We start from the raw sequence: 24,485 nt of genomic DNA, 5'->3' as shown, positions 1-24,485 counted from the left end.
GATGGCCGAGCACAACCCGCCGCCGCTCGACGACCCCGCGCCCCGTCGCCAGGCACGCCTGCGCAATCCCTTCCGCGGCGACGCCTTCGGCCGGGGCGCCGAGGGCTTCGCCCGCATGATGGGCACACCGGCCTTCCTGGTCGGGATGACGCTGTTCTGCGCCGTGTGGCTGACCTGGAACTCGCTGGCACCGGTCTCGGCGCAGTTCGACCCGCGAGCACTGAACTTCACCCTGCTCACGCTGATCCTGTCCCTGCAGGCGTCCTACGCCGCACCTCTTCTGCTGCTCGCGCAGAACCGCCAGGACGACCGCGACCGCGTGCAGGCCGAGCAGGACCGCCAGTCCAACGATCGCAATCACGCGACCACCGACTTCATCACCCGGGAGATCGCCTCCCTGCGCCTGGCCCTGAACGACGTCGCCACCCGAGATTTCGTGCGCGGCGAGCTGCGCGACCTGCTCGAGGACCTCGACAGCGCCCCCGATTCCCCATCCGTCACCTCCCCTCTCGACGCCGACGCCCTGCGTGCGATCCTCCGCGAGGAGATCGACGCCGTGCTGTCCGAGCGCGACCGGGCCGGCGAGCCCGACCTTCCGAAGGAGCACCACACGCCATGAGCACGACCGAGCACACCTCCGCCGACGACCGCGTCGCCCTCATCCATGAGGCCCTGAACGCGGTGATCGATCCTGAGATCCATCGCCCGATCACCGAGCTCGGGATGGTCGACTCCGTCACGGTCGACCCCGATGGCATCGCCCGCGTGCAGGTGCTGCTCACGATCGAGGGCTGCCCCATGCGGGACCGCATCGAGCGCGACACCGCCGAGGCGACCGCAACGGTCCCCGGTCTCAGCCGGGTCGAGGTCTCGACCAGCGCCATGAACGAGGAGCAGCGCCGGGAGCTCACCAACCGACTCCGCCAGGGGCGTCGGCAGATCCCCTTCAACCAGCCCGGCTCGCTGACCCGCATCTACGCGATCTCCTCCGGCAAGGGCGGGGTCGGCAAGTCCACGGTGACCGCGAATCTCGCTGCCGCGATGGCGGCCGACGGTCTGCGCGTCGGCGTGATCGACGCCGACATCCACGGCTTCTCGATGCCCGGCATGTTCGGCATCACCGCTCAGCCCACCAAGGTCTCGGACCTGCTGATGCCGCCCGAGGCGCACGGAGTGGCCGTCATGAGCATCGGGATGTTCGTGCCGGAGGGCCAGGCCGTGGTGTGGCGCGGCCCGAAGATGCACCGGGCGATCGAGCAGTTCGCCTCCGACGTGTTCTGGGGCGACCTGGACGTGCTGCTGCTGGATCTGCCGCCCGGCACGGGGGACGTGGCGATCTCCGTCGCGCAGCTGCTGCCGAGCGCCCAGATGGTCGTGGTGACCACGCCGCAGCAGTCGGCGTCCTTGGTCGCCGAGCGGGTCGGTTCGCTCGCCACCTCGACCGAGCAGGAGGTCGCCGGGGTGGTGGAGAACATGGCGGGTCTGACGCTCCCCGACGGCACCGTGATGGACGTCTTCGGCTCCGGCGGCGGAGACCGGGTGGCAGCGACCCTTGCGGGGGCCGTCGGCCACGACGTGCCCGTGCTGGGGAGGGTCGGCCTGGATCCCGCGCTGCGCGAAGGCGCCGATCGGGGCGTTCCGCTGGTGCTGACGGCCCCGGACTCCCCGACCGCGATGGCCCTGAAGGGTGTGGCCCGTGCGCTCGTGCGCAAGCCTCGTGGGCTCGAGGGGATGAAGCTGCCGTTGTCCGTCGCGAAGAGCTGAGGCGAGCTCAGGTGGCCTCGGGGTCGAAGGGCGCCCGCTTCGGGCCGTCGTTCTTCTTCCCCTTCGCAGACTTCTTGCCCTTCGCCGCCGCCCCGGCGCCGGCGCCGGCGGCAACGGACATCGCGTCCTTGCTGGGCAGCAGTTCCGAGGGGTCGGTGTCGCCCCATGCCTCGCGGATGATCCGGCGCGGATCGTACTGACGCGGGTCGTACTTCCTGAGGTCCTCGATGGCGATGCCCATCTCGTCCTCGACCGTCGCCCGCGAGTCGTCGACCCAGCGGCGGGCCTGACGCACCCACTGCACGAGCTGTCGCGTGAGGTCGGGAAGTCGCTGAGGGCCGACGATCACGAGGAACACCACGAGCAGGATGACGACTTCCCACCCGCCGAGACCCATGAATCCGGTGCCGCCCATGTCCCACCTGTACGTGTCGTCCGCTGATACTGCGGCCATTATTGCATCGCAGGCGGCGCAGGTGTCCCAGCCTCCGTCTCTGCCATAGTCTGGGCCAGATCATACGAGCCGACCGGAAGGATGCAGTCATGTCGTCGGGAAAAGTGGCCAGTTGGGCCCATGGTGAGGAGTTCGTCGACGAGACGACCCTCTTCGCCGACGATGGCGTCCTCGCCCGCGCCCGAGAGCGCGGCAACGAGATCGGCGCGACTCCCGTCCTGCCCGGCGCCGGCGCGCTGATGCGGGTGCTCGCGGCGGCGGTGCAGGCCAAGTCCGCCGTCGAGATCGGTACCGGCAGCGGCGTCGGCTCGCTCTACCTGCTGGCCGGCATGCATCCTGATGGCGTGCTCACGACGATCGACCCGGAGGTCGAGAACCAGCGCGCGGCCCGCCAGTCGTTCACCGAGGCGCAGATCCGCTCCCCGCGAGTGCGGACCATCGCCGGCACTCCGCGCGACGTCATCGGTCGCCTCACCGACCACGCCTACGACCTGGTGAGCTTCCCCGCCCAGGCACCGCACGCCCTGGACCTGCTCGAGCACGCGAGGCGCCTGCTGCGCCCGGGAGGCGTCCTGGTGGTCCCCCATGCGCTCTATCACGACCGCGTCGCCGACCCCACGGCCCGCGACGCCGAGACCCGGTCGGTGCGAGCCGTGCTCAAGGGCGTCGCCGAATCAGAGGACCTGGTCTCGATGCTCACCGGCAGCGGCGACGGCGTGCTCGCCGCCGTATTGCGCCCCGCCCGCCCCTGAGCCGACGACGACAGCCCCGCACCTCGAGGGTGCGGGGCTGTCGTCCGGCGTCGATCAGGAGTTGATCATGCCTTCCAGGGCGTCGCGAAGCTCCACGGCCTCCGACGCGGCGATCTCGACGACCAAACGGCCGCCCCCCTCGAGCGGAACACGCATGATGGTGCTGCGACCCTCCTTCACGACCTCGAGCGGACCGTCCCCGGTGCGCGGCTTCATAGCAGCCATGGCATGCCTCCTTGATGGTGTCGCTGTCCCTGAGTGGCTCCCCCGGACGGGGCCTCGGACAGCGCGCGTACGGTGGCTATTATCTCAGGTCTTGCGACCGGGTCGAGCGCCGGGCTCTCCGGCGCCGCTCCGGGACGGCAGTTCCGTCCCCGATCCGCCCCAGCGCGACCAGCACCATGAGCACCGCCACGACCACTGCGACCAGCAGCAGGAGCAGCACGATCGGACTGACGGCGGTCACGTCCGGGTGGCTTCCCGCAGCACGTCGAGCGCTTCGTCCGCGGTGTCCACGACACGCAGCAGATCGATGTCGACCGAGTTGATCGTGCCGCCGTCCAGGACCGCGCTGGTCAGCCAGTCGAGCAGGCCCTGCCAGTAGGAGCGGCCCACCAGCACCACCGGGAACAGGTCGATCTTGTGGGTCTGCATGAGGCACAGCGCCTCGAACAGCTCGTCGAAGGTGCCGAACCCTCCGGGCATCACCACGAAGCCGCTGGAGTACTTCACGAACATCGTCTTGCGGGCGAAGAAGTAGCGGAAGTCGACCCCGAGGTCCACATACTCGTTCATCCCCTGTTCATGCGGGAGTTCGATCCCGAGGCCGACGGACACGCCTCCGGCCTCCTGGGCGCCGCGATTGCCGGCCTCCATGATGCCCGGGCCACCGCCGGTGATGACGGCGTAGCCGAGGCCCACGACGCCCTTGGCGATCTCGAGTGCGCACTCGTAGTACGGGTGCTCCTGCCCGATGCGCGCGGAGCCGAAGATCGAGATGGCCGGCCCCAGTTCGGCGAGCGCGCCGAAGCCCTCGACGAACTCCGACTGGATGCGCATCACGCGCCACGGATCGGAGTGCACCCAGTCTCCGGGCGCATCCTCCTCGAGCAGACGCTGGTCCGTGGTGCGGGCGGGTCGCTGGGAGCCGCTCAGCGTGATGGGCCCCTTGCGGTGGCGGTCTCGTTCCTCAGGCGTCATGGATCGAGCGTATCGGCTGCTGCTGCGATCCGAGATCGACGCAGTCCTTGTTCGGTCCGGTCATCGCGCGGTCACTCCCAGCCAGCGCCGCAGAGAGTCGAGGACCACGCGGAGGTCCTGGAGCGGGACGTGCTCGTCGTCGGTGTGGGCGAGCAGCGGGTCCCCGGGGCCGAAGTTCACGGCAGGGGTGCCGAGCGCGGCGAAGCGAGCCACGTCCGTCCAGCCCTGCTTCGCGGCGACGGGGACGTCGCCGAGGGCGGCGAGGAAAGCGCGGGCCGCGTCGTCGGCCAGGCCCGGCAGGGCGCCGGCCGCGGCGTCGGTGACGACGATGTCGAGATCGAGCCCGTCGAGCACCTCGCGCACATGCGCCTCGGCCTGCGCGACGCTGGTGTCCGGTGCGAAGCGGTAGTTGAGTGTGGCGCCGGCCCGGTCGGGGATGACATTGCCGGCGATGCCGCCGGAGATCGCGACCGCATTGAGGCACTCGCGGTACTCGAGGCCGTCGATCACGGCCCGCCGGGCCTCGTAGGCGGAGAGGCGCTCGAGCACAGGGGCGAGGTGGTGGATGGCGTTGTCGCCCACCCAGTCGCGGGCCGAGTGCGCGGCGATGCCGCGCGCGGTGACCTCGAGCTTCATGGTGCCCTTGCATCCGCCCTCGACCCCGGCCGAGGTCGGCTCGCCGAGGAGCGCGAAGTCCGCTGCGAGGTACTCGGGGTGCTCGGTCGCGAGGCGGGTCAGGGAGTTGTCCGCCGCAGCGACCTCCTCGTGGTCGTAGAAGATCCAGGTGAGATCGACGGGAGCGGCGTCGGCCTCGACGGCGAGGGCGAGGAACGCGGCGACGCCGCCCTTCATGTCGCAGGTGCCGCGACCCACCAGTTCCTCGCGACCCTCGCGGAGGCGGCGGGAGGAGGGCAGGTTGTCGGCGACCGGCACGGTGTCGAGGTGCCCGGCGAGCAGCACGCGCTGGTCCAGGCCGCGGTGGGTGCGCGCGATGACGGTATCGCCGTCGCGGATCACCTCGAGATGCACGGCGTGCTCGCGCAGTGCGGCCTCGACGGCGTCGGCGAGCGCCTCCTCGTTCCCCGAGACGGATTCGATGTCGACGATCGCGGCGGTGAGCTCGACGATGTCGGTGCGGGGGTCCAGGGCGGGGGGGAGATTCTCGGCGGTCAGCATGGTGCCATCGTGCCACTGCCCCCAGCCCTGCGGTGGTCGTGGGTCAGTCCCCGGCCAGCGCTCCCCCGGCGCGGGCCAGGCGCAGCGCCACCGCCTCGGCGTGACGCAGCAGCTGGGCGGAAGTGCCGGGCTCGGCGCTGATCGCAGATCCGGGCTGCGCGGTGCTCACGGGGACGCCGACCATGAGGCGCCGCTCGTAGACCGTGTCGTCGAGCCCGATCGGTGCATAGAGGCCGTCGACGGCGATCGAGCCGGTCAGCATCCGGCGGCGGCTGCCGCGGGAGGCCCAGGAGTCCTTCTGGACCTCGCCGCGCTCGCGCCAGGCGCCGAGCAGGGCGCTGCGGTACGCGGGCAGGTCCACCGGCGGCAGGTGCGCCTCGAACACCCCGTCGCACAGCGTGACCGGCCCCTCGGCGCCGCGCACCGCGAAACGGCCGGCCTCGTCGTCGATGTCGATGTGCATGCGCGGGCCGGTGAACTCCAGCAGACCGGCCTCCTCGAGGGCGAGGGCCTGGCGGGCGCGCAGCACGGGAGGGCCCGAAGCCCAGGAGGCGAAGGCATTGCGCAGATGCCCGTCGATGTCGCGGCGCACTGATTCTGTGGTGTAGGCACCGAGATCGGTGAGTCGGCCCACCTGCAGTCGCATGGCGATGAGCACTCGGTAGATCAGCACCCAGGCGGGATCTGGCTCGGTGGCGGCGCGCAGGGAGTCACGCAGCACGTCGCCGGTGCGGCGATGCGCGTCGGCTGCGTCGCCGCCGCGCCGGCCGAAGGGGAACAGCAGATGCGTGAGGGGCTCATCGTGCGCGAGCTCCGCGAAGCCGGCCCCGTCGAGCCCGCGGCGCAGCTCGGCGAATATCAGCGGCATGACGTCGCGCTCGTGGTCGATACCGGCGGACCGCACCGCGAGCTCGAGCACCCGCTCCCCGGTGAGGACCTGCGGGAGATACGGCTCGGGCAGCTCGGGGCCGAGGTCCGGCTTGGGCCGGTAGACCATGCCGGACCGGGAGCCGACGACGAGTCGGGGCTCGCCGCCACCGCGCAGGTACCGCAGGCCCGACGCCGCCGTGTCGTCGGGCTCGAAGCGGCCGCCGGCGACGGTGGTGAGCATGCCGATGGCGTCGTAGAAGTTCAAGCCCATGCCCTGGACGGCGACCGCCTCACGGCCCAGCAGACAGGAGTAGTCGACCTCGAGCGGGTTGGCCGGGCCGACGTGGACCAGGCCGTGGCGTGCGGCAGCGTCGGCGAGCTGCTGGGAGCGGGGGCCGAGCGCCGTGGGCAGGTGGCCGAGCGCGAGCGCGACCGCGTCGGCGCTGAGCACGCGGCTGTCGGACAGTCGCACCCGCTGGATGCCGTCGGCGGGGCCGGTGACATCGACGGCTTCGGCAGCGTGCTGGACGATGCGGAGGCGGTCGGGATCGGCGTCGGCTTCTGCGGTCCCGAGCACCCGGGCGAGGTAGCGGCCGTGGGCGGCGCGGGAGGCGAAGTCGCTGGGGGCCAGTCCCTCGTCGGCGAGATGGTCGGCGAGGGTCTCGGTGTGCAGGGGCGCCAGCACGGGATGGCAGGTCTCATCGGGATACATCGAGGTCTGGCAGGTCGTGGTGTTCATCAGCAGTACATCGGACTGGTCGTGCCGCCACACGGCGCCGCCGCGACCCACCTGAGGGTCGATGAGGTGCACGGTCAGCGCGCCGCGCCATTCGGGGAGCTTCGAGGCCGCGACCAGCCGCTCGATGATCGCCGTACCACGGGGGCCCGCACCGATGACGGCGACGGTGCGTGCGAGGTCGGTGGCGGCGGTCATCGGACCAGTATGGCGCGGGCCCAGCAGAGTCCTGTGCAGCTCACGGTCTGGGACCATATGTGGCATGACGAACACCCCGCCGCCGCCGAGGCACCTGCATCACGGCGCTCCCGCCGTCCCCGGAGGCGTGCTCGCCGGCCGACAAGCTGCGCGGATCCGCGCGATCGCGAATTCGAACCTGCTGCCCGAGGAACGTGCTCTCGCGGACTCGATGGTGATGACGGCGTGGTTGTCGGCCGCCCAGCGGGCGCAGTACGCCGTCTCTCTGCACGCCGGGTCGCATGCTGAAGCCTTCATGGAGAACCTGGCGGACGAGCGTCGGGTGGCGCTGGACGAGGGCGCCGACCCGGTGGCCGATGAGCTCGCCTCCGCTGCGCAGGCGGAGCGGGCGGCGCGCCAGCTTCCCCTGCGGGTGCTGGAGACGGTGCTGCTGCTGGGGGCGCTGGGGTGCGTGAGCGCGCTGGTCGTGATCGGTGTGCGCGCTGAGGAGCTGAGTCGCACCGCGCTGCCTCCCGCGACCGTCCCGCTGCTGGTCACGATCGGCGTCGCCATGGTCCTCGCGGCGCTGGTCGGGACGATCGCGACCCGGCGCCGCGATCATCGATTACTGGATTGGGCGGTCACCCGGCCCGGACAGCTCGGGCGCGGACTGCCGATGCACCGGGCCCTGCAGGGTGATTCGGCCGGACCGGCGCTCCTGCGGTTGCTGGGCCCGGCCCTGCTCGTGGGAATCGGGATCATCGCGATCTGTGTCGGGGCGGCAGTTCTGCTGATCACGCTGCTGAGCGGCGACGACAGCTCCTTGACCACGACGGCTCTGTGGTCGTTGGGCGGCGGGGTGCTCGCGCTGCTGCTCGCGGTGGTCGCGGTGCAGCTGCGCGGGCGGCGCCTCGAGCAGATCGTGCGCCGGGCTCGTGCGGCGCAGTGGTTCGGCGAGACGGGCCCTCTGGGCGAGACAGATCAGCTCGACATCTGATCCGATGTCCCCGGATCGGCAGGGACCGATGATGCCTGCACAGAAGGCTCTGACTGCCCTGGGGAGACCAGATGGGTGCGCACGGCATAGGAGTCCCACGCCCCGGAGGCAGGAATACGACGCGCCTGTCCTCCGAGCACCACCACGAGAGCACCGCCCGCACAGACGCCGGCGAACATGCCGAGCGTCACGCCCGCGCCCCACGCCTCGAGCCCGAACCCGGCTAGGGCGGGCGCCAGCGGCATCAGGCCCATCGACAGCAGCCCCGAGAACGCCCCGGCCCGCCCCTGCATCTCCACCGGCGTGATGTGCGTGAAGAAGCCCATCGTCGCCGCGTTCAACGGTGCCAGCCCGATCCCCAGCAGGGCATACGCCCCGACGATCCACCAGAAGCCTGGCAGAGCGGGGATGATCGCGGTGATCAGGGCGATCAGCGTCAGCTCGAGCACCATGAGCGCCCCGGTCGGGACGGCGGCGACCACTCGCGGCGCCACCGCCGAGCCGATCAGGAGCGAGAGGGCGAACGCCGTGGTGAGCAGCCCGATCCGCAGCGCCGGCACTCCGTCCGCCGCGAGCATGAGCGTCACCGACAGCAGCGCGCCGTTGGCCCCGAGATTGACCAGCGCGGCAGCCGCCGAGATCTGCATGCGCACTGGCTGGGACAGGATCCAGCGTGCGCCCTCGCGAAGGTCCGCGAGGAGGCGAGTGGACGGGGCACCCACGGTGCGCGGCCGGTAGTCGCCTCGCATGAGGAGGGTGCACAGGACGCTGACGAGGTTGCCCACCAACTGGGTCAGCGCCGGAACGGCGAGATGCAGCGCGAGCAGCGCACCACCGGTCGGGCCGGACCCGAGGGCGATCGCGGCGTCCCTGCCCTGGTTGACGGAGACGGCCGTCGGCAGCTGCTCCGGGGTCACGAGCTGCTTGAGCATGGCGTTGGACGCCGAGTCCAGCAGTGACGCCCGGAAGCGGTCAGTGGCCGCCAGCGCCGCGAGCACGGCCACGCCGGCCGTGCCCCCGACCAGCACCGCGATGAGCACGACCTGGGCGAGCGCACCGAGCACGCTCGAGAGCAGGCGCAGCCGGCGGCGGTCGTAGCGATCGGCGATCACTCCCCCGGGCAGCATCCCTGCTAACTGTCCGATCCCTTGGACCAGGCCAACCACCCCGGTCGCGACCGTGGAGCCGGTGACCGCGAACGTGATCAGCGGGAAGGCGAACATCCCGATCTCGGTGCCGATGCCGGCAGCGACGTCTCCCCCGAGCCAGAGGAGGTACTCGCGATCGCGGCGCAGAGAGGTCGGTGTCGTGGTGGTCATGCGGAGAATCTATACGCGCACCAGTTCTTGCGCAATATTTTTTGCGCACCTTGTTGTGCGCACCATGTCGTGCAGGGCGAGGTCCGTCTCCGTAGACTCACCCCATGACCACCCCCGAGGAGGACCCGGACCGTGCTGCAGGGATCGGCGAGGACGCCTCCCGAGACCAGTTGCGCGCCCTCGCCCATCCGCTGCGCCTGACGTTGATGGAGCGCATCGGCCGGCTCGGTACAGCGCGCGCTGCGGATCTCGCCGCAGAGCTGGGGATCCCTGCGAACTCCGTGAGCTACCACCTGCGGATCCTCGCCCGCGGCGGCGTCGTGGCCGAGGCCCCGGAGGCGGCTCGCGACAAGCGCGACCGGGTCTGGAAGCTCGCCCAGTCCTCCTTCCGGTCCGGGCCCGTCGATCCGTCGGGCGCCGACGGCACGCCGGCGGAGGCCCGCGAGTACGAGGCCGCGTCCAGCGCGGTGTCCCTGGCCGCCCTCGACTGGATGCGGACCACCTGGGCCGCCCGTGCCGGCGCCTCGGACCCGGACACCACGGGGAAGAGCTCGCTGGTCGCCACGACGCTGCGGATCTCCTCCGACCAATTCGACGAACTCGCGGACCTGGTCGGAACCACGATCATGGAGTTCAACCGTCTGAACCGCGACGAGCACGGCGCGGACGTGGCCGGCGATCCCGATTCCGAGAGCCCCGCGACGGACTTCCATGTGCTGTTCACCCTGGTCGGTGACCGCGATGCCCATTCCCCCAGCCAGGATTCGTAGACTCTCCCCATGACTACGACGACGCCTGGTCCCGCCTCCCCCGCCACCCACGCCTGGGGCATCGGCCTCGCCACGATCGCCGCCGACGGCTCCACCCTCGACGCCTGGTATCCCGCACCGGTGCTCGGGGCCGTCCAGGACGACCCCGAGGCCCACCCCCTGTACGCGCAGCTGAGCTCCGCCGCCCGCGCCGACGAGGTGCGCGGCACCACCCAGGAGGTCGTGGTGCGCGCGATCGAGCTCGCCGCCGCCCCGGCCGACACCGCCGACGCCTACCTGCGACTGCACCTGCTCTCCCATCGCCTGGTCCAGCCCAACGCCCAGAACCTCGACGGGCTGTTCGGCATGCTCACCAACGCCGTGTGGACCTCGCAGGGCCCCTGCGCCGTGGCCGGCTTCGAGGAGACCCGCCTGCGACTGATCTCGGCGGGCCGCACCCCCACCGTCTTCAGCATCGACAAGTTCCCCCGCATGGTCGACTACGTGCTGCCCACCGGGGTGCGCATCGGCGACGCCGACCGCGTGCGCCTGGGCGCCCACCTCGCGGAGGGCACCACCGTCATGCACGAGGGCTTCGTGAACTTCAACGCCGGCACGCTGGGCACCTCGATGGTCGAGGGCCGGATCTCCCAGGGCGTCGTCGTCGGAGACGGCTCCGATGTGGGCGGCGGCGCCTCGACGATGGGCACCCTCTCCGGCGGCGGCACCGAGCGCGTGAGCATCGGTCGGCGCTCCCTGGTGGGCGCGGAAGCCGGGATCGGCATCGCCCTCGGCGACGACAGCGTGGTCGAGGCGGGCCTGTACCTCACCGCCGGCACCAAGGTCATCGTGGTCGGTGAGCAGGGCGCGAGCGCCGAGGAACCTCACGTGGTCAAGGCCCGTGACCTCTCCGGCATCTCGAACCTGCTGTTCCGCCGCAACTCCCTGACCGGCGCGGTCGAGGCGGTGGCCCGGGAGGGTCAGACCGTCGAGCTCAACGCCGCCCTGCACGCGAACTGACCGGAGAGGAGAGCACGAGGTGGCGCGCAGCGCAGGCAGAAGTGGCTCCGTCGCCCGCCACCTCGTGATCCCGTTGGTGATGGTGCTGGTGCTCGCCGGGATCGCCGGGGGCTCCTACATCGCCCTGCAGCACTACGGCTCCCCCGCCCACGAGGGCACGTGCACGGCGACGGGACTGGGCACCTCGCACCGGTACTCCACGGAGCGAGTCGCGAACGCCGCGCTGATCAGCGCCGTCGCCGTCGACCGCGGTCTGCCCCCGCGGGCGGCCTCGATCGCGCTTGCGACCGCCTACCAGGAGTCGCAGCTGCGCAATATCGAGCACGGCGACCGCGACTCCCTCGGCCTCTTCCAGCAGCGTCCTTCGCAGGGCTGGGGCAGCGAGGCGGAGATCCTGGATCCGGTCTACTCCACCAATGCCTTCTACGACGCCCTGGAGAAGGTCGACGGGTACACCGCGGCCGATATCAACGACGTCGCGCAGGAGGTGCAGCGCAGCGGGCACCCCGAGGCCTACCGGGACCACGAGACCGAGGGTCGCCTGTATGCCTCGGCGCTGACCGGCCAGAGCGGTGCGAACCTGGTGTGCACACTGGGCGAGGTCGGATCGACCGTCTCCCCCGAGCAGGTGCGCTCCGAGCTCGTGCGCCAGTTCCCGCAGCTGACCGAGGCCGGCCGCCTGACCTCGACCCTCGCCGCCGCCAGCGGTTCGGCGCCGCAGCTACCCGCGGAAGCGGGCGCCACAGCAGTGGTCATCGACCCGCAGGGCGACACGGGTCTCGGCTGGACACTCGCGAACTGGGCGGTCGCCCGCGCGGCCGACGACGGCGTGATCCAGGTGTCCTACCAGGGCCGCGTCTGGGACCGCTCCGTGCGAGGTGAAAGCGCCACGGCGTGGGCGACCGTCTCAGGCGGCGAGCCCGACCATGTGGTGGTGCTCGTCAGCCAGGGGTAGCCTCGCCGCATGGGTGAGGGCGTGCACCACGATCCGATCTGGGACTTCGTCTCTGCTCCCGCCCGTCCTGCCCCCGGCATCAGCTCCATGGTCGGGTACCGGGCACTGGAGGCGCCTGAGGGCCTGCACCGAGGATTGCCCTCCTCACGACTGACCTTCATCATCGCCCTCGATGACGGCGTGGAGGCCACCTCGACGGCCGCCGCCCTCCGCCATGCCCGTCCGCACCCCGTCATCATCGGCGGGCTGCACACGGCGGCCAGCTATGTGCGACAGCGTGCGACCCAGGCCGGAGTGCAGATCGCGATGCATCCGCTGGCGGCCCGATCTGTCCTCGGCCTCCCGGCCGCGGAGCTTCCCGTGACCGACTTCGACGGCGAGTCCGTCCTGGGGCGCTGGCCCCTCGAACTCCACGAGCAGCTGCGGGAAGCGACTGCCTGGGACACGCGATTCCACCTCGTCGCCGAGCGGTTGATCCGCCGTCACTGCGACCGGGACGTGCTCCTGCGGCCAGAGCTGCTGCACGCCTGGGACCTCCTGGAACGATCCGACGGCAGGATTCCCGTGGCCGAGCTCGCCACCGCCGTCGGCCTGAGCACACGTCATCTCGGCACGTTGTTCCATCAGGAGCTGGGCCGCTCGCCCAAACAGGTCGCGGGGCTGATGCGCTTCGAGAACGCCTCGACCTCCATCGCGCGACAGGTGCGACGCCGGGGCCGTGCGGACCTCGCTCGGATCGCAGCCGAAGCCGGCTTCAGCGACCAGGCGCATCTGACGCGTGAGTTCACGCGGTACGCGGGCCTGGGCCCGTGTTCCTGGATCCGCGAGGAGTTCCGGAACATTCAAGACGGTGGGCACGGTGCGGTCGAGAATGAGCAGCATGACTGAGCAGAGCACCTCGCCACACGGACCCACCGTCCTTGTCACGCTCCAGGCCCGCGACGCCCCCGGACTCCTCGACTTCCTCACCGATGTGCTCGGGTTCGTCCTCACCGCGAGATACGACGACGGCGACCGCGTCGCCCACAGCGAGCTCCGCCGCCCGGACGGTCGCGGCGGCGTGATGATCGGAAGCCATCAGGAGGGAGCCACCATCTGGTCCCGGGAGCCCGGCAGCGCCGGCGCCTACGTCGTGGTGACCGAGATCGACGCCCTCTACCAGCGGGTCCTGGAGAAGAAGGCCGACGTCATCATGCCTCTGGACGACACTCCGTACGGCAGCCGCGAGTTCGCGGTGCGCGACCCCGAGGGCAATCTGTGGTCCCTCGGCACCTACGCCGGGGAGCCGATCTCCCGCGACGACTGATCCGTCGACGTCGATCAGGGCAGAGTCAGTACTCTCGGTCCATGCGCGCACTCGCCTCTCCGCTCCCCCAGATCGTCGCCCATCGCGGCGATCCGATGCACGAGGTGGAGAACACCCTCGCGGCGATCCGTCGAGCGCGTGATGACGGCGCGTCGATGATCGAGGTCGATGTGCGGCTCACGGCCGACGGCGCCGTCGTGCTGCTGCACGATGCGACCACGCGTCGCCTGTGGGGCACGGATCGCCCGGTGCGGGAGCAGATGGCCGGCGAGCTCAACAGAGGGATTCCTCTGCTGGCCGAGGCACTCGCGGCCGCCGGCCCGGCCCGTCTGCTGATCGACCTGCCCGAGAACGATGTCCCCGTCGACCTTGCCGCCGCAGCAGCTGCCATCGCACTGGAGGCCGATCCAGTGCCCGCCTTCTGCGGGGGCCTGCCAGCGATGCGCTCGGTGCGGGAGGCCGATCCGTCGGCCGATATCTGGCTGACCTGGAAAAGCACGGACCTGATCGACGAGGCGACGGTCGCCGCACTGCGCCCGCACGCCTGGAACCCATCGCACGAGCTGGTGGACGCGACGTCCATCGCCCATGCTCGCAGCCTGGGGCTGGCGGTGTCGTGCTGGACGGTCGATGATCCTGATCGCGCACGACAGCTCGCCGCCCTCGGCGTCGACTCGATCACCTCGAACCGCGCTGGAGAGCTGCGTCGCGCGCTCCACGGCACCTGACCATGGTTCCACGAGCCCCGATGCGAGGCAGCGCGGGCCTCAGGCGCGGTTGTCGATATCCGCCTTGAGCTCCGCCAGGCGCAGCTCGCTGGTGCCGGTGCGCTCCTCCATGGCCCGGTACTGACGCTCGCCGTGACCGGTGTAGATCTGACGCGGACGCCCGATCTTGGTCTCCGGGTCGTGGACCATCTCCTGCCACTGGGCGATCCAGCCCGGCAGGCGGCCGATGGCGAACAGCACGGTGAACATCTCCGTCGGGAACCCGATGGCGTTGTAGATGAGGCCGGTGTAGAAGTCGACGTTCGGGTAGAGCTTGCGCTCGACGAAGTAGTCGTCCTTCAGGGCGATCTCCTCGAGCTTCATGGCCAGCTCGAGGCGCTCGTCGTGGACGCCGAGTCGCTCGAGGACGTCGTCGGCGATCTTCTTCACGATGCGGGCGCGCGGATCGTAGTTCTTGTAGACCCGGTGGCCGAAGCCCATGAGGCGGATCCCGTCCTCCTTGTTCTTCACCTTCTCCATGAAGTCGTGCGGGTCCATGTTCTCGGCCTGCATCTGGTCGAGCATGTCCATCACCGCGGCGTTGGCGCCGCCGTGCGCGGGCCCTGACAGCGCGCCGATGCCTGCGGCGATGGAGGTGAACAGGTTCGCCTGCGAGGAGCCCACCAGGCGTACGGCCGAGGTGGAGCAGTTCTGCTCGTGATCGGCGTGCAGGATCAGCAGCTGCTCCATCGCACGCACCACGACGGGGTCGGCGATGTAATCCTCGACCGGGAACCCGAAGGTCAGGCGCAGGAAGTTCTCGATCAGCGAGAGCCGGTTATCCGGGTACAGCAGTGCATGACCCTGGGCGATGCGGTGCGCGTAAGCGGCCATGGTCGGCATCTTGGCGAGGAGCCGCACGGAGGACAGCCGCACCTGCTCCTCGTCGAAGGGGTCCAGGGAGTCCTGGTAGAAGGTCGACAGAGCGGAGGTACCGGCCTGCAGCACCGCCATCGGATGGGCATCGCGCGGGTAGCCGTCGAACATGCGCTTGAAGCGCTCGTCGAGCAGGGTGCGCCGCTCGACCTGTGCCTCGAAGTTGTCGAGCTGGCCCTTGGTGGGCAGCTCGCCGTTGATGAGCAGGTAGGAGACCTCGAGGAAGGAGGCCTTCTCGGCGAGCTGCTCGATCGGATACCCGCGGTAGCGCAGGATCCCCTCATCGCCGTCGATGTAGGTGATCGCGGACTTCGCGTTCGCGGTGTTCATGAAGCCGGGGTCGTAGGTCACCTCACCCGTCTCCTTGCGCAGCGGTCCGATCCCGATGCCGGAGTTGCCCTCGACGGCGGGGACGATCGGAAGGTCGAGGGACTTCTCCCCGAGAGTGAGCTGAGCAGACGAGGTCGCGTGATCCATGGGCTCTCCGTTGTGCAGTGTCGGATCGGTGGGTGCGCTCGGAGCGCAGGTATCAGAGGCGCGGAAGGCGCCGGGCAGCGGTGGTGATCCGCTCGTCGGTCGCGGTCAGTGCGACGCGGACGAATGTCCCGCCACCCTCACCATAGAACATCCCCGGGGCGGCCAGGATACCGAGGTCGGCGAGACGTTCGACGCTGTTCATCGCGCTCTCACCGAAGGTGGACCACAGGTACAGACCTGCCTGGGAACCGTGGATCTGCGCGCCGGCGGCGCGCAGGGCGGGCTCGAGGATCGTGCGGCGGGAGCGGTAGACCTCTCGCTGGGCGCGCGCCGCGTCGTCATCGCCCAGGGCGACGGTCATCGCGTCCTGGATCGGCGCGGGGAGCATCATGCCGGCCTGCTTGCGCACGGCGAGCAGCTCCCCCACCAGGGCCGGATCACCGGCGACGAACGCCGCGCGGTAGCCGGCCAGATTCGACTGCTTGGACAGCGAGTACACGCACAGCAGGCCGTCGAGGTCGCCGCCGTTCACGCGCGGGTCCAGCACCGAGGGGACCTCGTCGACGGTCCACGGCAGCAGCGCATAGCACTCGTCCGAGGCGACGATGATGCCCCGCTCACGGGCCCAGGTGACGATGGACGCCAGCTGGCCAGCGGCGAGCACCTCACCGGTCGGGTTCGACGGTGAGTTCAGCCAGAGCAGGCGGAGACGGGAGACGACCGACGGATCGGGCAGCGCCGCATCGCCCTGGGCGGCCAGTGCCGCCATGTCCACGGGCAATGCCTCGGCGCCGACGAAGCGGGCGCCCATGTCGTAGGTCGGATACGCAACAGCCGGGAACGCGACGGCTTCGCCCGCTCCGATGCCGAGTTGGAAGGGAAGGTGCGCCACGAGCTCCTTGGAGCCGACGGTCGGCAGCACGCCGTCGACGTCGAGCTGCTCGGGAGCGCCGCGATGACGGCGCACGAAGTCCACGAGGGCCTCGCGCAGCGCGGGCGTCCCGACCGTCGTCGGGTATCCCGGGCGATCCGCGGCTGCGGTGAGAGCGGCCCGCACGGAGGCGGGGGTCGGATCGACCGGGGTGCCGACAGAGAGATCGACGATGCCGTCCGGGTGGGCGGCCGCGCGCTCTTTCGCACCGGCCAGAGCGTCCCAGGGAAAGGCGGGCAGTCGCCCGGCGAGGGCGCGACGCGCAGCAGTGGCGGGCATGGATCAGCCCAGGGGGTTCGGCTGCGGGGGCAGGGCCGCGACGATCGGGTGGTCCTTGTGGATCACGCCCATCTTGGCGGCGCCACCGGGCGCGCCGAGGTCGTCGAAGAAATCGACGTTCGCCGTGTAGTACTCGGCCCACTGGTCCGGGGTGTCGTCCTCGTAGAAGATCGCCTCCACCGGGCACACCGGCTCGCAGGCGCCGCAGTCGACGCATTCATCGGGTTGGATGTAGAGCATCCGATCACCCTCGTAGATGCAGTCCACGGGGCACTCGTCCACGCAGGCACGATCTTTCACGTCCACGCAGGGCAGGGCGATGACATACGTCATGGGGGCAGCAACCTTCCGTCTCAGAGACAGGTCCATCCTCTCACCCCGGGAACCTGCCCGGGCCCCCGAAACGGGCCCGCCGAGCGGACGTGACACGAGGAACATCGCGGCGAGGATAGCCTCGCAGGATGACGGATCACGAAGGAGATCGGGTACGCGCCGGATGGGCGCCGTTCCTGCAGGTGGGTACGCGTGTAGTGCTGCGCTACGCGATCGACCGGAAGACATCGCCCCACGGGGAATCGATGACCGATGCCCTCGGCACGATCCTCGCTGCCGACGAGACCGAGGTGGAGGTGATGACCCGCCGCGGCCAGGTGCGCGTGCCGCGGGTGCTCGTCATCGCGGCGAAGGAGGTCCCTCCCCCGCCGGTGCGGCGCCCGAGACGCGAGATGCCCTGAGGATGTAGTCCGCGCCGGAGATCACGTGCAGCACCACGGCGAGCCACAGCAGTGCCTGGACGGCGGGGATCAGCCCCGGCGCCCAGGCTGCGGAGGCGACCAGCAGGAACACCGACGTCATCAGCACGAAGGTGCGCACCTTTCCGAGCCGGGAGACGGAGATGCGCCCACCGAGGGCCGCCCGCGAGACCAGGAGCATCATCGCGACGTCCGTGACCACGATGATCACGAGCGCCGCCCAGGGCAGCAGCTCGATCATCGCCAGTGTCAGCACGATCGCTGCCAGGCCCACCCGATCCGCGATCGGGTCGATGAGCTCACCGGTGCGACTTCTCTGGTGCAGGACGCGGGCCAGCATCCCGTCGATCCAGTCGGTCGACGCCCACACCAGGAGCAGGACGACGGCGAGCGGGCCCGGGCCGTCCAGCAGCAGCAGACAGACCGGGCCCAGCAGCACGAAGCGCGCGAGCGTGACGAGGTTCGGGATCGTCGCCCAGTCGGGCCGGGGTCCGGTGGTCATCGCTGCCGGCGGCGCAGCAGGGTGATGACACCGACCGTGAGGAACGGGACCGCCACCCCGATCCCCTGCACGATCCAACCGGAGAACTGAGGCTGATCGGCGATGACGGCAGGCATCAGCACCCCGCCCCCTGCTCCGCGGCCCAGGAACGGCGCCGCGATGAGACCCCACAGCGAACCGAGCACCACCAGCGGCAACCGACTCCCGGTCGCCGCGTAGAGGAACACGCAGGTGACGATCTGGAACGCGCCGCCGAACAGCAGTCCGACGGGAAGAGCCACGCCGCCGATCTCGAGCTGCATCCGATGCGTGGTGATCATCAGCAGCACCGAGATGACGGCCAGGACGACCCCCATCGCGCCCTGGGTGATGCGGGCGGCGACGGAGCTCGTGTCGACCGAGACCGGTCGGCGGCGCGTATCCGTCACGGTCTCACTTCCCGGACTTGGCCTTCGACCGCGCGCGGTTGCGCTCGTTGGCATCCAGGATGACCTTGCGGATGCGCACGACCGCGGGGGTGACCTCGACGCACTCGTCCTCGTTGGTGAACTCGAGGGACTCCTCGAGGGTCAACCGGCGCGGCGGCACGAGGTTCTCGAAGGAATCGGAGGAGGCTGCGCGCATGTTCGTCAGCTTCTTCTCCTTCGTGATGTTCACGTCCATGTCCTCGTTGCGCGAGTTCTCGCCGACGATCTGACCGGCATAGACCTCGCTGGTCGGCTCGACGAAGAAGGAGCCGCGCTCCTGGAGGTTGATCATCGCGAACGGCGTGACGGTGCCGGCGCGATCGGCGACCAGCGAGCCGCTGGCACGGAATTCGATGTTCCCCATCCACGGCTCGAAGCCGTCGGCGTAGGAGGACGCGATGCCGTTGCCGCGGGTCTCGGTCATGAACCGGGTGCGGAAACCGATCAGGCCGCGCGAGGGCACGATGAACTCCATACGCACCCAGCCGGAGCCGTGGTTGCTCATGGTCTCCATCCGGCCCTTGCGGCCTGCCATCAGCTGCGTGACGGTGCCGAGGTACTCCTCGGGCACGTCGACGGTCATGCGCTCGACGGGCTCGTGGACCTTGCCGTCGATCTCGCGGGTGAGCACCTTCGGCTTGCCGACGGTGAGCTCGAAGCCCTCACGACGCATCTGCTCGACCAGGATCGACAGCGCCAGCTCGCCGCGGCCCTGGACCTCCCAGGCGTCGGGACGCTCGGTGGGCAGCACCTTCAGGGACACGTTGCCGACCAGCTCCTGGTCGAGACGGTCCTTGACCTGACGAGCGGTGAGCTTGTGGCCCTTGCCGTTCTTGCCGGCCAGCGGGGAGGTGTTGATGCCGATGGTCATCGAGATCGCGGGATCATCGATGGTGATCAGCGGCAGCGGGCGCGGATCCGCGAGATCGGCGAGGGTCTCACCGATCATGATCTCCGGGATGCCGGCCACGGCGACGATGTCACCGGGAAGCGCGGTGCGGGTCATGGGCTCGCGGGAGAGGCCCTTGGTCTCGAGCAGCTCGGTGATCTTCACCTGCTTGGTGGTGCCGTCCGTCGTGCACCAGGCGACCTGCTGGCCCTTGCTCAGCTCACCGTTCTTGATGCGCAGCAGCGCGAGGCGGCCGAGGAACGGGGACGCGTCGAGGTTGGTGACGTGGGCCTGCAGGGGCACCTCGTCGTCGTAGCTCGGCGCGGGGATCGAGTCGAGGATCGTCTTGAACAGCGGCTCCACGGTCTCGTCCTCGGGGAGGGTGCCGTCCTCGGGCTTGGTGATCGAGGCGCGGCCGGCCTTGCCGGAGGCGTAGACGACGGGCACGTCGAGCACCGCATCGAGGTCGATGTCGGGCATCTCCTCGGCGAGGTCCGATGCCAGGCCCAGCAGCAGGTCGGTGGCTTCACCGACGACTGCCTCGATGCGCGCGTCGGGACGGTCGACCTTGTTGACCACGAGGATCACGGGAAGCTTCGCGGCCAGGGCCTTGCGCAGCACGAAGCGGGTCTGCGGCAGCGGGCCCTCGGAGGCGTCCACCAGCAGCACGACGCCGTCGACCATCGACAGGCCGCGCTCGACCTCGCCGCCGAAGTCGGCGTGGCCGGGGGTGTCGATGACGTTGATGGTGATGCCATCGCTCTCACCGGCCTCGGCGGCGGACGGTCCGACGTACCGGATCGCCGTGTTCTTCGCGAGGATCGTGATGCCCTTCTCGCGCTCCAGCTCGCCCGAGTCCATGGCCCGCTCGCCGTGCTTGTCGTGGTCGCTGAAGGCGCCACCCTGAGTGAGCATGGCGTCGACGAGAGTGGTCTTGCCATGGTCGACGTGGGCGACGATGGCGACGTTTCGCAGGTCGGTGCGGAGGCGGAGTGTCATACGCGGTTGCTCGTTTCAGGTTGCACTGCGGGGCGAGGGCCGAGCAGCGCCCGGCCGCACGTGGGTGCGGCCCGCTCCAGGGCCCTGGCGAGTGTATCTGGCCAGCACGGAAGTCACACGGGGTCAGAGGTGAGACCTTCGACGCCCTTCTGGGCGATCCTCGCCACAGCGCACCGCGCCCGGTCCGATCTCTCGAACCGGGCGCGGTCGGGGTCCTGCTGCTCCTCGGCTCGCGCTCAGGCGCGTTCTGCGCGGGAGAACGGGTCCACGGGGCCATCGGTCTGCGACGGGCCGTCGGTGGGCATCGGATCGTCCTCATCCGCGACCGGCGGGGCCTGCACGTCGATGGTCTCCGAACCCGCCAGCGGGATCGCGCCGCCCGGGATCGCGGCGAGCAGCCGCTTGGTGTAATCCTGCTGCGGGGAGTGGAACACCTCGTCGGTGGTGCCCTGCTCGACGACCTTCCCCTTCTCCATGACCAGGGTGCGGTCGGCGATCTGCCGGACCACGGCGAGGTCGTGGGTGATGAAGAGGTAGGACAGGCCGAGCTCGCCCTGCAGATCATTGAGCAGCTCGAGAACCTGGGCCTGGACGAGCACGTCCAGGGCGGAGACGGCCTCGTCGCAGATCACGACCTCGGGATCCAGCGCCAGTGCGCGGGCGATGGCGATGCGCTGGCGCTGCCCGCCCGAGAGCTCATTGGGATAGCGGCGCATCATCTCCGCGGGGAGAGCGACCTTGTCCAGCAGATCACGGACCTTCGCCTCACGGCTCTTCGCATCCCCGATGCCGTGCAGACGCAGCGGCTCCTCGATCGTGCTGTAGATCGAGTACATCGGATCGAGGGTCCCGTAGGGGTTCTGGAAGATCGGCTGCACCCGCCGGCGCAGATCCTTCAGCTCCTTGCCCCGGTAGGTCGTGACGTCCTTGCCCTCGAAGAGCACCCGGCCCGAGGTGGGCTGGAGCAGCTTGAGGACCATCTGCGCGACGGTGGACTTGCCGGAGCCGGACTCCCCCACGATCGCCGTGGTGGTGCCGCGCTCGATCTCGAAGGAGACGTGGTCGACCGCCGTAAAGGGCATCGACTTCCACGGCACCGCGCCGCGGATCGGGAACTCCTTGGTGAGCTCCTGGACCTGGATCACGGCGTCGAGGTTCGCCTCCGCGTCCCCGAACTCCGGAGCGGTGCGGTCACCGGCAGACTCCGCGGGCTGCAGATGCTCGTGCGCATGCTCGCGCACCTCGGCCCGCTTGGTTCCGGAGACCAGACGGCGCGAAGCCAGCGACGGCGCGGCGCTGATGAGGCGCTGGGTGTACGGATGCTGAGGATTCTGCAGCAGGTCGATCGCCGGGCCGGACTCGACGATCTGGCCCTTGTACATGACGACCAGGTGCTGTGCGCGCTCGGCCGCCAGTCCCAGGTCGTGCGTGATCAGCAGTACCGCTACTCCGAGGTCCGCGGTGAGCGTGTCGAGGTGGTCGAGGATCTGCTGCTGGACGGTGACATCGAGCGCGCTGGTGGGTTCATCGGCGATCAGCAGTCGGGGACGCGCCGCCAGGCCCATCGCGATCAGCGCGCGCTGCTTCATGCCTCCGGAGAACTCGTGCGGGTACTGGTTCGCCCGGCGGCTCGCGTCGGGCAGTCCGGCCTCTTCGAGCAGCTCCACGGCGCGCGAGCGCGCTTTCGCGCCCCGTGCCATGCCGTTGGCGGTCAGCGCCTCTTTGATCTGGGTTCCGACTTTCCACATCGGATTGAGGTTGCTCATGGGATCCTGCGGGACCAGGCCGATCTCGTTTCCACGCAGCGCAAGGATCTCGCGAGTGGGCACGGAGGTGATGTCCTTTCCTCCGAACCGGATGCTGCCACCGGTGACCTTGCCGTTCTCCGGCAGCAGGCGCGCGATGCTCATCGCTGTGGTGGACTTGCCGGAGCCCGACTCACCGACGATCGCGACCGTCTCGCCCGGGTACACCGACAGATTCGCACCGCGCACTGCTCGCACCGGCCCGTTGGTGGTGGCGAAGGTGATCTCGAGATCGGAGATCTCCAGCAGCGGCTCGTTGGTCGCCGTGTCGTTCGTGGAGGCCATCATCGCTTCCTCGCCTTCGGATCGAGGGCGTCGCGCACCGCGTCGCCGAGCATGATGAAGCTCAGCACGGTGATCGCGAGCGCCATCGAGGGGTAGAACAGCATCATCGGCTGCGTGCGCAGCGCGGGCCGGGCATCGGAGATGTCCCCGCCCCAGGAGACCGAGGAGCTCGGAAGGCCCAGGCCGAGGAAGGACAGCGTCGCCTCGGCGACGATGTACACCCCGAGATTCACCGTCGCAGTGACGATCACCGGGGCGATCGCGTTGGGCACCACGTGCTTGACGAGGTTGGTCACCGGGTTCGCGCCCAGCGCCGTCGACGCGGTCACGAAGTCCTCGTTCTTCACCGAGATCACTGAGCCGCGCATGATGCGGGCGATGTTGGTCCAGCCGAACACCCCGAGGACCAGGATCACGATCCAGACGTTCAGGGCGTCCACCCGGTTAGCGATGACGATCGCTCCGAGGATCAGCGGGATCGCGAAGAAGATGTCGGTGATGCGGGACAGGACCGCGTCGAAGATGCCTCCGACGTAGCCAGCCAGTGCACCGACGACTCCGCCGATGAGAGTGGCCAGGAGCATCGTGAAGAAGCCGACCATCACCGACGTCCGGGTGCCGTACAGGACCCGGGCCAGGACGTCGTACCCCAGACGAGTGGTTCCGAAGGGGTGCTCGGCGCTCGGAGGCTGGTTGGCCTGCGTGATCTTGGCGTAGTTCGGATCCTGGTTGGTCAGGAGCCCGGGGAACGCGGCGATGAACAGGATGACCACGATCAGCGCTGCGGAGATCAGGAAGACCGGGTTGCGGATCAGACTGTGCCAGGCCTCGGACCACATCGAGCGAGGTGCGGTCGTGGTGTCGACGGCATCGACGGCCTGCAGCGGAGTCTCGTCCAGCGAGGCGACGACATGTTCCGCCGCAGGGCGAACAGATCGGGCAGTGCGTGGGTCACTTCGCATAACGGATCCTCGGGTCGAGCACGGCGTAGAGCAGGTCCACGGTCAGGTTGGCGATCAGGAAGATGATGACCAGCAGCGTCACCAAGGACACGATCATCGGGCTCTCGCCGTCATTGATGGCACGGAACAGCAGGGAGCCGATGCCGCTGACGTTGAAGATGCCCTCGGTGACGATGGCGCCGCCCATCAGGGCGCCGAGGTCGGCGCCGATGAAGGTGACGACGGGGATCAGCGAGTTGCGCAGGATGTGCTTGGAGATGACGCCGCCCCGGGAAAGGCCCTTGGCCGTCGCGGTGCGCACGTGATCCGCGGTCGCGACCTCGGCGATGGAGGTACGGGTCAGGCGCAGCACGTAGGCGAAGGACACTGCTCCGAGCACCGCTCCGGGTACCAGCAGGTTCTGCCACGAGGGGTCCCGGCCGACGTTGACCGGTGCGATTCCCAGCTGCACGCCGAGCACGAACTGGGCGAGGAAGCCGATGACGAAGGTCGGCACCGCGATCACCAGCAGGGACACCATCAACAGCGTCGTGTCGATCAGCGTCCCCTTCTTCAGGCCCGCGATGACTCCGGCGATCACACCGAAGATCGTCTCGATCACGATGGCGATGATGGCGAGCCGGAATGTCACGGGGAACGCCAGCTTGATCTGATCCATGATCGGTCGACCGTTGAAGCCGATGCCGAAGTCCCCCTGGAATAGATTGCCCAGGTAGATCAGCCATTGCATGAGGACGGGCTCGTCGAGGTTGTACTGCGCGCGCAGCTTGTCCTGCACGGCTTGGGAGATCGGCTTGTCACCCGCAATCGCCGCGATGGGGTCGCCGGAGGAGACGAAAGCCATCAGATAGACGATGAGGGTGGCGCCGAGGAAGACGGGGATCATCTGCAGCAGTCGCCGCCCGATGTACCAGATCACGTCGGTCACCTTCGGTTGTGGGAGCACGGGGCGAGGACGGAGCGGCGCACATCCGTGGCCCCGGCAGACGGACGTGCGACGGCGGGAGGCGGCACCAGGG

General features: G+C 69.6%; 27 protein-coding genes. 11 read left to right on the top strand and 16 right to left on the bottom strand.

Going from position 1 to position 24,485, the window contains the following annotated elements; genetic code table 11:
- Position 1: 1 nt before the first annotated feature.
- Both INT51_RS05935 and INT51_RS05930 read left to right on the top strand, forming a co-directional pair.
- Entirely contained in the window at positions 2-619 is a 618-nt protein-coding gene (locus INT51_RS05935; RefSeq protein WP_193104285.1) for a DUF1003 domain-containing protein, read from the top strand.
- Positions 616-1,764 carry a P-loop NTPase gene (locus INT51_RS05930; protein WP_226832008.1) on the top strand — a complete coding sequence of 383 codons (1,149 nt, stop codon included), beginning with the start codon at positions 616-618 and terminating at the stop codon, positions 1,762-1,764. Before INT51_RS05935 ends, INT51_RS05930 begins: the two co-directional genes overlap by 4 nt.
- Positions 1,765-1,771: 7 nt before the next feature.
- On the opposite strand, the gene INT51_RS05925 is transcribed toward INT51_RS05930, so the two are convergent.
- Positions 1,772-2,218, bottom strand: a complete 447-nt coding sequence (locus INT51_RS05925; protein WP_226832007.1) for a twin-arginine translocase TatA/TatE family subunit — start codon at positions 2,216-2,218, stop codon at positions 1,772-1,774.
- Positions 2,219-2,307: 89 nt separating this feature from the next.
- Here INT51_RS05925 and INT51_RS05920 point away from each other — a divergent pair, with 89 nt between their 5' ends.
- The gene (locus tag INT51_RS05920) at positions 2,308-2,970 is read left to right on the top strand and encodes an O-methyltransferase (RefSeq protein ID WP_193104284.1); all 663 of its coding nucleotides are present in this window, start codon (positions 2,308-2,310) and stop codon (positions 2,968-2,970) included.
- 54 nt (positions 2,971-3,024) lie between these two features.
- Here the strand turns inward: INT51_RS05920 and INT51_RS05915 are convergent, their stop codons facing one another.
- The 5 genes from INT51_RS05915 to INT51_RS05895 form a co-directional block, all read right to left on the bottom strand.
- Positions 3,025-3,195, bottom strand: coding sequence for a DUF3117 domain-containing protein (locus tag INT51_RS05915; RefSeq protein WP_193104283.1), 171 nt, complete (start codon positions 3,193-3,195; stop codon positions 3,025-3,027).
- A 79-nt stretch (positions 3,196-3,274) separates the two neighbouring features.
- A complete protein-coding gene (locus tag INT51_RS05910) occupies positions 3,275-3,436 on the bottom strand; it encodes a hypothetical protein (RefSeq protein ID WP_193104282.1) in 162 nt (53 codons plus the stop codon).
- Positions 3,433-4,170, bottom strand: coding sequence for a TIGR00730 family Rossman fold protein (locus INT51_RS05905; protein WP_193104281.1), 738 nt, complete (start codon positions 4,168-4,170; stop codon positions 3,433-3,435). The genes INT51_RS05910 and INT51_RS05905 overlap by 4 nt, the downstream gene beginning before the upstream one ends.
- A gap of 60 nt (positions 4,171-4,230) precedes the next feature.
- Entirely contained in the window at positions 4,231-5,346 is a 1,116-nt protein-coding gene (dapE, locus tag INT51_RS05900) for a succinyl-diaminopimelate desuccinylase (protein WP_193104280.1), read from the bottom strand.
- A 43-nt stretch (positions 5,347-5,389) separates the two neighbouring features.
- Complete coding sequence (locus tag INT51_RS05895; RefSeq protein WP_193104279.1) at positions 5,390-7,150, bottom strand: FAD/NAD(P)-binding protein; 1,761 nt, start codon at positions 7,148-7,150, stop codon at positions 5,390-5,392.
- 64 nt (positions 7,151-7,214) lie between these two features.
- Here INT51_RS05895 and INT51_RS05890 point away from each other — a divergent pair, with 64 nt between their 5' ends.
- Positions 7,215-8,126: a hypothetical protein gene (locus tag INT51_RS05890; protein ID WP_193104278.1), complete on the top strand. Its 912-nt coding sequence runs from the start codon at positions 7,215-7,217 to the stop codon at positions 8,124-8,126.
- Here the strand turns inward: INT51_RS05890 and INT51_RS05885 are convergent.
- Complete coding sequence (locus INT51_RS05885) at positions 8,111-9,445, bottom strand: MFS transporter (protein WP_193104277.1); 1,335 nt, start codon at positions 9,443-9,445, stop codon at positions 8,111-8,113. The genes INT51_RS05890 and INT51_RS05885 overlap by 16 nt on opposite strands.
- Positions 9,446-9,549: 104 nt before the next feature.
- Between INT51_RS05885 and INT51_RS05880 the strand changes: the two genes are divergently transcribed.
- The 6 genes from INT51_RS05880 to INT51_RS05855 all read left to right on the top strand — a co-directional run bounded on the left by INT51_RS05880 (position 9,550) and on the right by INT51_RS05855 (position 14,203).
- Positions 9,550-10,215 (top strand): helix-turn-helix transcriptional regulator, encoded by a 666-nt coding sequence (locus INT51_RS05880; RefSeq protein ID WP_193104276.1) that lies wholly within the window; start codon positions 9,550-9,552, stop codon positions 10,213-10,215.
- 9 nt (positions 10,216-10,224) lie between these two features.
- A complete protein-coding gene (gene dapD / locus INT51_RS05875; protein WP_193104275.1) occupies positions 10,225-11,214 on the top strand; it encodes a 2,3,4,5-tetrahydropyridine-2,6-dicarboxylate N-succinyltransferase in 990 nt (329 codons plus the stop codon).
- 79 nt (positions 11,215-11,293) lie between these two features.
- Positions 11,294-12,169 carry a hypothetical protein gene (locus INT51_RS05870; protein WP_226832037.1) on the top strand — a complete coding sequence of 292 codons (876 nt, stop codon included), beginning with the start codon at positions 11,294-11,296 and terminating at the stop codon, positions 12,167-12,169.
- Positions 12,170-12,178: 9 nt separating this feature from the next.
- Positions 12,179-13,057: an AraC family transcriptional regulator gene (locus INT51_RS05865; protein WP_226832006.1), complete on the top strand. Its 879-nt coding sequence runs from the start codon at positions 12,179-12,181 to the stop codon at positions 13,055-13,057.
- Positions 13,050-13,475 (top strand): VOC family protein, encoded by a 426-nt coding sequence (locus INT51_RS05860; protein WP_193104274.1) that lies wholly within the window; start codon positions 13,050-13,052, stop codon positions 13,473-13,475. Before INT51_RS05865 ends, INT51_RS05860 begins: the two co-directional genes overlap by 8 nt.
- 41 nt (positions 13,476-13,516) lie before the next feature.
- On the top strand, positions 13,517-14,203 hold the full coding sequence (locus INT51_RS05855) for a glycerophosphodiester phosphodiesterase (protein ID WP_193104273.1): 687 nt from the start codon (positions 13,517-13,519) through the stop codon (positions 14,201-14,203).
- Between the two features lie 39 nt (positions 14,204-14,242).
- On the opposite strand, the gene INT51_RS05850 is transcribed toward INT51_RS05855, so the two are convergent.
- Genes INT51_RS05850 through fdxA form a run of 3 tightly spaced genes read right to left on the bottom strand, consistent with a single transcriptional unit; the run spans position 14,243 to position 17,138 of the window.
- On the bottom strand, positions 14,243-15,595 hold the full coding sequence (locus INT51_RS05850; protein ID WP_193104272.1) for a citrate synthase: 1,353 nt from the start codon (positions 15,593-15,595) through the stop codon (positions 14,243-14,245).
- Positions 15,596-15,647: 52 nt separating this feature from the next.
- Positions 15,648-16,805 (bottom strand): succinyldiaminopimelate transaminase, encoded by a 1,158-nt coding sequence (gene dapC / locus INT51_RS05845; protein ID WP_193104271.1) that lies wholly within the window; start codon positions 16,803-16,805, stop codon positions 15,648-15,650.
- Positions 16,806-16,808: 3 nt separating this feature from the next.
- Positions 16,809-17,138: a ferredoxin gene (gene fdxA / locus INT51_RS05840; RefSeq protein ID WP_193104270.1), complete on the bottom strand. Its 330-nt coding sequence runs from the start codon at positions 17,136-17,138 to the stop codon at positions 16,809-16,811.
- Between the two features lie 128 nt (positions 17,139-17,266).
- Between fdxA and INT51_RS05835 the strand changes: the two genes are divergently transcribed.
- Positions 17,267-17,539, top strand: a complete 273-nt coding sequence (locus tag INT51_RS05835) for an acetyltransferase (RefSeq protein ID WP_193104269.1) — start codon at positions 17,267-17,269, stop codon at positions 17,537-17,539.
- Here the strand turns inward: INT51_RS05835 and INT51_RS05830 are convergent.
- The 6 genes from INT51_RS05830 to INT51_RS05805 form a co-directional block, all read right to left on the bottom strand.
- Positions 17,478-18,059, bottom strand: a complete 582-nt coding sequence (locus INT51_RS05830; RefSeq protein WP_193104268.1) for a CDP-alcohol phosphatidyltransferase family protein — start codon at positions 18,057-18,059, stop codon at positions 17,478-17,480. The genes INT51_RS05835 and INT51_RS05830 overlap by 62 nt on opposite strands.
- On the bottom strand, positions 18,056-18,487 hold the full coding sequence (locus INT51_RS05825) for a hypothetical protein (RefSeq protein WP_193104267.1): 432 nt from the start codon (positions 18,485-18,487) through the stop codon (positions 18,056-18,058). Before INT51_RS05825 ends, INT51_RS05830 begins: the two co-directional genes overlap by 4 nt.
- Positions 18,488-18,491: 4 nt before the next feature.
- On the bottom strand, positions 18,492-20,414 hold the full coding sequence (gene typA, locus INT51_RS05820) for a translational GTPase TypA (protein WP_193104266.1): 1,923 nt from the start codon (positions 20,412-20,414) through the stop codon (positions 18,492-18,494).
- A 236-nt stretch (positions 20,415-20,650) separates the two neighbouring features.
- Positions 20,651-22,504, bottom strand: a complete 1,854-nt coding sequence (locus INT51_RS05815; protein WP_226832005.1) for an ABC transporter ATP-binding protein — start codon at positions 22,502-22,504, stop codon at positions 20,651-20,653.
- The gene (locus INT51_RS05810) at positions 22,504-23,466 is read right to left on the bottom strand and encodes an ABC transporter permease (protein ID WP_193104264.1); all 963 of its coding nucleotides are present in this window, start codon (positions 23,464-23,466) and stop codon (positions 22,504-22,506) included. Before INT51_RS05810 ends, INT51_RS05815 begins: the two co-directional genes overlap by 1 nt.
- The gene (locus tag INT51_RS05805) at positions 23,456-24,385 is read right to left on the bottom strand and encodes an ABC transporter permease (RefSeq protein WP_193104263.1); all 930 of its coding nucleotides are present in this window, start codon (positions 24,383-24,385) and stop codon (positions 23,456-23,458) included. The genes INT51_RS05810 and INT51_RS05805 overlap by 11 nt, the downstream gene beginning before the upstream one ends.
- Positions 24,386-24,485: the final 100 nt, after the last annotated feature.

Origin of the sequence: Brachybacterium sp. FME24 (assembly GCF_014897705.1) — a bacterium.
Classification (GTDB): Bacteria; Actinomycetota; Actinomycetes; order Actinomycetales; family Dermabacteraceae; genus Brachybacterium.
This window is presented reverse-complemented; position numbering and strand designations above follow the sequence as displayed.